Source organism: Ilumatobacter sp., assembly GCF_030065885.1.
Classification (GTDB): domain Bacteria; phylum Actinomycetota; class Acidimicrobiia; order Acidimicrobiales; family Ilumatobacteraceae; genus Ilumatobacter.
The window spans coordinates 1-7,624 of the sequence record NZ_JASJCS010000166.1; the positions used below are offsets into that span (position 1 = coordinate 1).

The 7,624-nt window shown below is 71.6% G+C and carries 6 protein-coding genes and 1 pseudogene; 1 reads left to right on the forward strand and 6 read right to left on the reverse strand.

Annotation, left to right across the window (positions count from 1 at the left end; translation table 11 throughout):
- Positions 1-117: 117 nt before the first annotated feature.
- Positions 118-1,836 (forward strand): DEDD exonuclease domain-containing protein, encoded by a 1,719-nt coding sequence (locus QNJ12_RS22515; RefSeq protein ID WP_367281842.1) that lies wholly within the window; start codon positions 118-120, stop codon positions 1,834-1,836.
- Here the strand turns inward: QNJ12_RS22515 and QNJ12_RS22520 are convergent.
- The 6 genes and pseudogenes from QNJ12_RS22520 to katG all read right to left on the reverse strand — a co-directional run.
- Entirely contained in the window at positions 1,737-2,648 is a 912-nt protein-coding gene (locus QNJ12_RS22520) for a homoserine kinase (RefSeq protein ID WP_300626167.1), read from the reverse strand. The two genes, QNJ12_RS22515 and QNJ12_RS22520, sit on opposite strands and share 100 nt — an antisense overlap.
- A gap of 6 nt (positions 2,649-2,654) precedes the next feature.
- Positions 2,655-3,704, reverse strand: coding sequence for an anthranilate phosphoribosyltransferase (trpD, locus tag QNJ12_RS22525; RefSeq protein WP_300626169.1), 1,050 nt, complete (start codon positions 3,702-3,704; stop codon positions 2,655-2,657).
- 96 nt (positions 3,705-3,800) lie between these two features.
- Positions 3,801-4,013, reverse strand: coding sequence for a WhiB family transcriptional regulator (locus tag QNJ12_RS22530; protein WP_300626170.1), 213 nt, complete (start codon positions 4,011-4,013; stop codon positions 3,801-3,803).
- 680 nt (positions 4,014-4,693) lie between these two features.
- Positions 4,694-5,485: pseudogene (locus QNJ12_RS23825) on the reverse strand (heterodisulfide reductase-related iron-sulfur binding cluster); the annotation flags it as partial.
- 25 nt (positions 5,486-5,510) lie between these two features.
- Positions 5,511-5,927: a rubrerythrin family protein gene (locus QNJ12_RS22540; RefSeq protein ID WP_300626172.1), complete on the reverse strand. Its 417-nt coding sequence runs from the start codon at positions 5,925-5,927 to the stop codon at positions 5,511-5,513.
- Between the two features lie 148 nt (positions 5,928-6,075).
- Positions 6,076-7,624 (reverse strand): catalase/peroxidase HPI (katG, locus tag QNJ12_RS22545; protein ID WP_300626174.1); only part of this gene is annotated, 1,549 nt, incomplete at its 5' end.

The window sequence follows — 7,624 nt, forward strand, 5'->3', positions numbered from 1 at the left end:
GTTGACCAGCGTGTGGAACGTGCCCAGGCACTCGCCGCCGCGGACCTTGACGACGCCGATCTCGGTGATCATGTCGTCGGTGCGGTTGCCGCCGGTGGTCTCGAGCTCGGCACGCCGCTGCGCGACGCCACGTTCTGCGTGCTCGACCTCGAGACCACCGGCGGCAACCGCACCGACGACATGATCACCGAGATCGGCGTCGTCAAGGTCCGCGGCGGCGAGTGCCTGGGCACGTTCCACACGCTGGTCAACCCGGGGCGCGCGATCCCGCCGCAGATCACGGTGCTGACCGGGCTCACCGACGCCGTCGTCCAGACCGCACCGCGGATCGAGAGCGTGCTCGGCTCGCTCGTCGACTTCCTGGGCGATGCGGTGTTCGTCGCCCACAACGCCTCGTTCGACCTCGGCTTCCTGCGGGCGGCACTCGCCCGCGACGATCGTGCGGACTACCGCCCGACGGTCGTCGACACCGCCGCGCTGTCGCGGCGGCTGCTGCGCGACGAGGTGCCGAACTGCCGTCTCGGCACGTTGGCGTCGCGGCTGCGGCTCGACCACTCACCCACCCATCGCGCCCTCGACGATGCGCTGGCCACGACCGACCTGTTGCACCTGCTGATCGAACGTGCGTCGGGCCTCGGGGTGCTCGGGCTCGACGACCTGGTGACGCTGGCCAAGCTCGCCGGCCATCCGCAATCACCGAAGCTGACGATGACCGCCGCCCTCCCGCGCACGCCCGGTGTGTACCTCTTCTGCGGCCATCGGGACGAGGTGCTGTACGTCGGGAAGGCGACCAACCTCCGCCAGCGCGTCCGCAGCTACTTCGGCCGCGACGACCGGCGCCGCATCGGTCCGATGTTGCGCGAGATGCAGCAGGTGCAGCACCTCGAGCTCCCCGATCCGCTCTCGGCCGAGGTCGTCGAGTCGCGCCTGATCGCCCGCATGCTCCCCCGCTACAACCGTGCCGGCACTCGCGCCGACAAGTACTGCTACGTGCGGCTCGACGTCGACATGCCGTGGCCGCGGCTGGCCGTGGTCAGAGAGCCCTCCGCACGAGGAGTCCACCTCGGTCCACTGCCCTCGCGCTCGACGGCCCACCTCGTCGTCGAGGCGCTCCAGTCGGTCGCGCCGTTGCGCCGATGCTCGACCCGTCTCGGTGCGTCGTACGTCCCGCCCGCCGATGCGACGCCGTGCAGCGCGGCCCAGCTCGGTGTCAGCCAGTGCCCCTGCGCCGGCCGGGCCGACCGTTCGACGTACGACACGGCGGTCTTGATCACGCGTCGGGCGATGACGGGCGACGCGACGGTCGTCGCCGATCGGTTGACGGGCAAGATGGCCGACCTCGCCGCGGCGCAGCGGTTCGAGGAGGCCGCACTGGTCCGCGACCGGCTGTCGGCCCTGCTCGGCGCCATCCGGCGCGATCAGCTCGTCCAGGCCCTACGTGGCGCGGGCCACGCCACCGTTCGCCGCGGCGAGACCACGTGGACGGTCGACAACGGTCGGTTGATCGACACCACGGTCTCCGGCGAAGTCGGGCGGGCACTGCCCGTCGACCCGCCGGCGCCCGCCGAGCCCGGACGGCCCGTCGATCGACGCCAGATCGACGAAGCGCTGTGCCTCGCCCGCTACTTCGACAAGCACGCCGGCTCGCTCGAGGTCCGCGAGTGCTCGGGGCAGTGGCTCTTCCCGGTCGGCGCGAGCGACGACATGCCCCGCCTCGACCGGCCGGCACACGCCCTTCAGGCGGTCGTCGTGCCGTCGGTCGCCGCCGAATCGACCCCGGTGACCGCACTGCCGTCGCTCGCGTCGACGCCGTCGGCCACGACCGCCCCTTCGTGATCGATGCGCAACACCTTGCTGTGGCCGTTGGCGGGCAACGCCTCGGCGATGCGGTCGGCGTGCTTCGACTCCGCGAACATCGCGACGGTGGGGCCGCTCCCCGAGAGCCAGGCCGCCCAGGCTCCGGCGTCGAGGCCTGCCTCGAGCGCCGCGGCCGAGTCCGGCACGTCGGCGAGCCTGACGGCTTGGTGCATCCGGTCCTCGGTCGCTGCCCGCAGCGCTGCGCTGTCACCCGAGGAGCATGCGGCGACGAACATCGCGACCCGGCCGAGGTTGAACACGGCATCGGCTCGATCGACCGAGTCGGACAGCTGCGCTCGTGACCTGTCGGTCGACGTCGTGGCCGCTGCCGGCACCCAGACGACCACGGCCGGGTCGAACGCGAGCGGCACGCTCGTCGCCCGGCCGGCGGCAGCGACGACCAGGCCGCCGTGGAGCGACGGGGCGACGTTGTCGGCATGCGACTCGAGCTCGCTCGCCACGGCGAGCACCTCGGACCGGTGCTCGGGCTCGTCCAAGGCCGCCCGGCCGGCGCGCTGGACGACTGCTGCCGCCGCACCGCCGACGCGGACGGTCCCGCTGAAGCCCAGGCCACGACCGACCGGGATCGACGATCGGATCCACAGCGCTCCCTCACCGCCGCACCGCCGGAATGCCACGGTCGCCGGGTGGTGCTCGTCGGCGGCCCGAGCGCCCGCGGGCGGTTCGCCGCAGCCGACCTCGGCGTACAACGTCAGTGCCAGCCCGAGCACGTCGAAGCCGGCGCCGAGGTTGGCCGACGACGCCGGCACCCGGATTGCCCACCCCGACATGGGGCGTCAGCCGGCGGCTTCCTGCGACACGGACACGAAGCGATCGAGCGTCGATGCGGCCGCCCCGCTGTCGATCGTGGCGGCCGCACGGTCGAGGCCGTCGGCCAGCGAGTCGACGAGGCCACCGACGACGAGGCCGGCACCGGCGTTGAGCACGACGATGTCGCGGTGAGCGCCGTGCTCGCCGGCGAGCACGGCCCTGACGGCGGCGGCGTTCTGCTCGGCGTCGCCTCCCGTGAGCTCGTCGAGGCCTGCCGCGTGGAGGCCGAGCGACTCGGGATCGACGTCGAACCGGTGGATCTCGCCGTGATCGACCTCGAGCACCGACGACGGGCCGGTGGTGCTCAGCTCGTCGAGGCCGTTGCCGTGGACGATCCACGCTCGCGTCGAGCCGTGTCGCACGAGCGTCTCGGCCATGCGGTCGGCAACGCCCGGATTCGCGACGCCGATCACCTGGCGCCGCACGCGGGCCGGGTTGGCCATCGGGCCCAGCAGGTTGAACACCGTCGGGATGCCGATCTCTCGCCGCGCGGGGGCCGCGAACCGGAAGGCCGGATGGAACGCAGGTGCGAAGCAGAACCCGATACCCGCCTGCTCGACGCAGTGCTTCACGCCCTCGGGGGTGAGTTCGATCGCCACACCGAGCTGTTCGAGCACGTCGGCGGTGCCGCACTTCGAGGAGGCGCCGCGAGCGCCGTGCTTGCACACGGGCACCCCGGCGGCAGCGGTGACGATGGCGGCCATCGTCGACACGTTGATCGAGTGCGAGTGGTCACCGCCGGTGCCGACGATGTCGACGGCGGACGCCCGCTGCGCGTCGGTGAGCGGCACGATCGCCGCGTGGGCGAGCACGGCGTCGAGCAGGCCGGACAGCTCCTCGGCGGTCTCGCCCTTGGCGCGGAGCGCGACGACGAACCCGATCAGCTGGGCCGGCGTGGCATCGCCCGACAGGATCGTCGACATCGCTCCGTGCGCTTCGTCGGCGGTGAGATCCTCGTCGGCGAGCAGGCGCGTCAACAGCGCGGGCCACCCGCCGTGGTCGTCGATCGATGACATAGCGGGCGAGGCTAACCCGAGCGGGTGCCGTCCGGCGGTCCCGGCACGAGCCCGTGTCGACCCGGGCGTCGAGAAGTCGGTATGCGGTGCAGCTCGTCAGGCGCTGCGGCGGCGCTGGCGCAGCATGCGACGGCGCTCGCGCTCGGTGGCGCCTCCCCAGACCCCTACCTTCTCGCGGCTGGACAACGCGTAGTCGAGGCAGGTCTGGCGCACGCCACATTGCTCGCAGACCTGCTTGGCGACCTCGGCCTCTTCCTCGCTGTCCGGGTAGAAGATGCCGGCGTCGAGGCCGCGACAGGCCCCGAGCATCCTCCACTCGAGTTCGTGTATCGACACGTTGTTCCCCCGTGCACGTTCGTCCTGCGTGCGGACACTAGAACGCAATCCGTTCGTGCGCCAGAGGGTAGTTGTGAACGCCAGATGACCGGACCGCGCGGCGGGCTCGCAGCACGGTCGCACGGCGGATCCCAGCCGCCGTCTGGCAGGCCGTACGCACGTGCGACGAGCTGCACGGGGTGCACCGGGTCGGATCCGGCGTGCCGGGCGATGGCCTGGTTCGCGAGATGGCAATCGCCGGCGATCGCATCGCCGAAGATCTCATCGCCGGCAACGGCTGTGCCGGTGGCCTCGGTGATCCGTTCACCGAGCCGTTCGGCGATCCGAACACGTGTCGCGCCGGGCGCCGCCGACGGACCCCAGCCGCCTGTGCAGCCCGAGCACTCTCGGACCTCCGTGACCGCCGCACCCGTCAGCTGCATCAGATCGCGGCCCGGTACTCCCACCTCCTGGGCTTCGAGGTGGCACGGCACGTGGTACGTGACGTGCTCGGGGACGGCGCCGCCGAACCCGGTGTCGAGGCCGCCGTCGTCGGCGACGTGCAGCTGCATCAGGTACTCGGCAGCGTCGTACGTGTGCCGGGCGACGAGCTCGGCATCTGCACGCGCCTCGTCGCCGACGGCATCGAGGTAGTGGTGCTCGAGCACGTACCCGCACGTCGGCTGCGGCACGACGACGTCACGGCCGAGGCGCACCTCTGCGGCGAGGGTCGCGACGTTCCGTCGGGCGACCTCGGCGAAGCGGCCCACGTCGCCGGTGTGCAGCGACGGCCAGCCGCAGCAACCGGCGGCGCTCACGGCGCAGTCGATGCCGTTGTGCTCGTAGACCCGCACGAGGTCCTGACCGATGTCGGTGGCGTGGTACTCGACGAGGCAGGTCGGGAAGATCGTGACCGAGCGTTGCGGAACGCCCGCGGCTCCGGCGGCGCGGTCCCCGAACCACGTCGAGAACCGCTGCTTGGCGAACGGCGGCAACATCCGCACCGACGAGGCGCCGCCCACCATCGCCACCAACCCGCGAACGACGGGACCGATCCGCGCCATGGTGGCGGCCTTGCCGAGCAGGTCGACGCGGCCCAGCAACTCGCCGGCGGTGCGCCGCCTGACCGACCGCTGACCGTTGGCGCGGCGCATCGCCTCGGCGCGCAGCATCAGCCGCGGCATGTCGACGCTCGACTCGTGCCGCGCCGGCGCGTACGGGCAGCCCACCGCGCAGAGCTTGCAGTGGAAGCACTCGTCGAGCACCCGGTCCTGCTGCTCGGGGGTCAGCATCCCGGCGTCGCGATCGTCGCGTCGGTCGATCATCTCGAACAGCGTCGGGAACGAGCCGCAGCGCTCGGTACAGCGACGGCAGCCCTGGCAGATGTCGAAGACCCTGGTCAGCTCGGCCCGCACCGAGGCCTCGTCGAGGTAGCTGGGGTCGGTCTGGTCGTACGTCGTCGTCATGCGACCCGGAGACGTCCGGCGAGGCTCAGAGCGACTCCAGCCCCTGCGTGAGCCGGCTCGCGTGGTTCTGCTCGGCGCGAGCCAGCGACTCGAACCACTCGGCGATCTCCTCGAACCCCTCGTCGCGGGCGATCGCGGCGAAGCCCGGGTACATCTCGGTGGACTCGTGGATCTCGCCGGCGATCGACGCTGCGAGGTTGTCGGCGGTGTCGCCGAGCGGCATGCCGGTCACCGGGTCACCGACCTCGGCGAGCCACTCGAGGTGTCCGTAGGCGTGGCCGGTGTCGCCCTCGGCGACCGAGCGGAACAGCGCCGCGATGTCGGGGTGGCCCTCGATGTCGGCCTGCTGGGCGAACCACAGGTAGCGGCGATTGGCCTGGCTCTCGCGGGCGAACGCCTGGCTCAGGTTCTGGTGGGTCGTGGTGCCGCTCAGGTCGGGCATCACCGCCTCCGTGGGAGAGATCGGGAGCGTGGGGCGAACTCGTGGAACGATGCGATGGACCGAACGTATCGCGCCGATGCGAAGGCCCGGAACCGGCGCGGTCCCGGGCCTTCGATCTCGGTTGGGTCGGGGGACCCGCTGCCTCGGATCAGGCGACGTCGAAGCGGTCGAGGTTCATGACCTTGTCCCAGGCGGCCACGAAGTCACGCACGAACTTCTCGCCCGAGTCGGACGAGCCGTAGACGTCGGCGATCGCACGCAGCTGCGAGTTCGAGCCGAACACCAGGTCGTTGCGCGTCCCCGTCCACTTCAGCTCGCCCGTCGCCCGGTCGCGGCCTTCGAACTCGTCCTGCGCGTCCGACGTCGACGACCAGACGGTGCCGATGTCGAGCAGGTTGACGAAGAAGTCGTTCGACAGCACGCCGACCCGGTCGGTGAGCACGCCGTGCTGCGAGCCGCCCGAGTTCGCGCCGAGCACGCGCAGGCCGCCGACCAGGACCGTCATCTCCGGAGCGCTGAGCGTGAGCAGCTGTGCCCGATCGACGAGCTGGTGCTCGGCCGCCCGGACATGACCCTTGCCGAGGTGGTTGCGGAAGCCGTCGGCCTTCGGCTCGAGCACGGCGAACGACTCGACGTCGGTCTGGTCCTCGCTGGCGTCGCCGCGCCCCGAGGTGAACGGGACGACGATGTCGTGTCCGGCGGCCTTGGCGGCGGCTTCGACGGCGGCGCAGCCACCGAGCACGATGAGGTCGGCCATCGACACCCCGGAATCGGACGCCGACTGGATGCCCTCGAGCGTGCTCAGCACCCGGCGCAGCTGATCGGGGTCGTTGGCCTCCCAGTCGTTCTGCGGGGCGAGCCGGATGCGGGCGCCGTTGGCGCCGCCGCGCTTGTCGCTGCCGCGGAACGTCGATGCAGACGCCCAGGCGGTGGCAACCAGCTCGGAGACGGTGAGGCCCGACTCCATGATGGCACCCTTGAGCGCAGCGACCTGGTCGTCGCTGAGCTGGGTGCCGGAAGGCACCGGGTCCTGCCAGATCAGGTTCTCGTCGGGCACCTCGGGACCGAGGTAGCGCGACTTCGGACCCATGTCGCGGTGCGTCAGCTTGAACCACGCGCGGGCGAACGCGTCGGCCAGCTCGTCGGGGTTCTCGAGGAACCGGCGCGAGATCGGCTCGTAGATCGGGTCCATCCGCATCGCCATGTCGGCGGTCGTCATCATCGGGTAGTGCCGCTTGTCCGGGTCGAAGGCGTCGGGCACGAGGTCGGCCGCAGTCGGATCGGTCGGCTTCCACTGCTGGGCGCCGGCCGGGCTGTGGGTCAGCTCCCACTCGTAGCCGAACAGCGTCTCGAAGTAGGAGTTGTCCCACTGGGTCGGTGTCGGCGTCCACGCGCCCTCGATGCCGCTGGTCGTTGCGTCGCCGGCGACGCCACTGCCGTGGGCGTTCTTCCAGCCGAAGCCCTGCTGCTCGATCGGTGCGCCCTCGGGCTCGGCGCCGACCAGGTCGGGATCACCGGCGCCGTGACCCTTGCCGAACGTGTGGCCGCCGGCGGTGAGCGCAACGGTCTCCTCGTCGTTCATCGCCATCCGGCGGAACGTCTCGCGGATGTCGCGACCTGACGCCACCGGGTCGGGGTTGCCGTTCGGGCCCTCGGGGTTGACGTAGATCAGGCCCATCTGGACCGCGGCCAGCGGC